The organism is Desulfoscipio geothermicus DSM 3669, assembly GCF_900115975.1.
GTDB lineage: Bacteria > Bacillota > Desulfotomaculia > Desulfotomaculales > Desulfallaceae > Desulfoscipio > Desulfoscipio geothermicus.
In genome coordinates, this window is sequence record NZ_FOYM01000037.1 from 32,070 (window position 1) to 33,141 (window position 1,072).

The following is a 1,072-nucleotide window of genomic DNA, read 5'->3' on the forward strand; positions in this document are numbered from 1 at the left end:
CTTCGTTTTTAGCCTACCTATGAGGAATTGAAACAAATGTTTACCTTCATATAACGCTTGTCTACAATATCAGTTTTTAGCCTACCTATGAGGAATTGAAACTAACAATGCACATAGGCCGGCAGTGCTAAACTGGGAGTTTTTAGCCTACCTATGAGGAATGCATATTCCGACGTAAACCGTCCACCTATTACGAAATAAATCATCCACCCATTCCAATTTAATTCGGCCACCCATTACGATCCATTCCGTCCACCCATTCCGAAACAAAACGTCCACTTGTTACAAATCAAACCGTCCACCTGTTACGAATTATCCGTCCACTTTTTTATACTGGTAGGAACTGGTGGACGGAATGCCTGGAACTGGAATTTTAGCATGCAGTGCGGCGCAGGGCAACATCCCATGAAGGGTTTTCCCTCCTCAAGCACAAATACTGGCCTAAAAATGCAAAGGAGGGAAAGCTCATTGTCCAAAAGGAGGTTGTCCATGCGTAAAATCAGCGAAATCTTGCGTCTAAAATCCATGGGCCTGGGCGTGCGCCAGATTGCCCGCAGCCTTGGCCTGGCCCACAGTACAGTGGGCGAGTACCTGAGACGCGCTAAGGCCGCCGGGCTATCCTGGCCCCTGCCCGAGGGAATGGATGAAACAGCGGTTGAAACGCTACTATTCCCCGGCAATAACAGTCCCGGCACCAAGGGCAAAACCGAACCCGATTTCAACCTGGTACACCGTGAACTGCGGCGCAAGGGTGTAACCTGTAGATCGTAAAATAGAATTGACCCCCGATCGTCAAGTAAAACTGACCCACCCTATGATAAAATCTCCCTCGAAAGGGGGATGTAAAAGAGGTGGTAAGCATGTACAAATGGCAACGTATCAAAGCGCTGCATGCCCAGGGGGTCAGCATCAGGAAAATAGCCCGGACACTGGGTGTATCCAGGAATACCGTCAGGAAATACCTTAAAGAGGCCAATCCGCCACAGTTTAAAGCCAGGGAGTATGAAAAACAACTGGACCGGTACCGGGAAGAAATCCAGGCCATGCTCGATAAGGGTTATATTGGCACAAG

At 48.6% G+C, this 1,072-nt stretch carries 2 protein-coding genes; both read left to right on the top strand.

From position 1 onward, the window contains the following. Window positions 1-468 precede the first annotated feature (468 nt). Window positions 469-771, top strand: a complete 303-nt coding sequence (locus BM299_RS16855) for a helix-turn-helix domain-containing protein (RefSeq protein WP_131820675.1) — start codon at window positions 469-471, stop codon at window positions 769-771. An 89-nt stretch (window positions 772-860) separates the two neighbouring features. After that, window positions 861-1,072: helix-turn-helix domain-containing protein (locus tag BM299_RS16860; RefSeq protein ID WP_114340146.1), on the top strand; the 212-nt coding region annotated here is incomplete at its 3' end.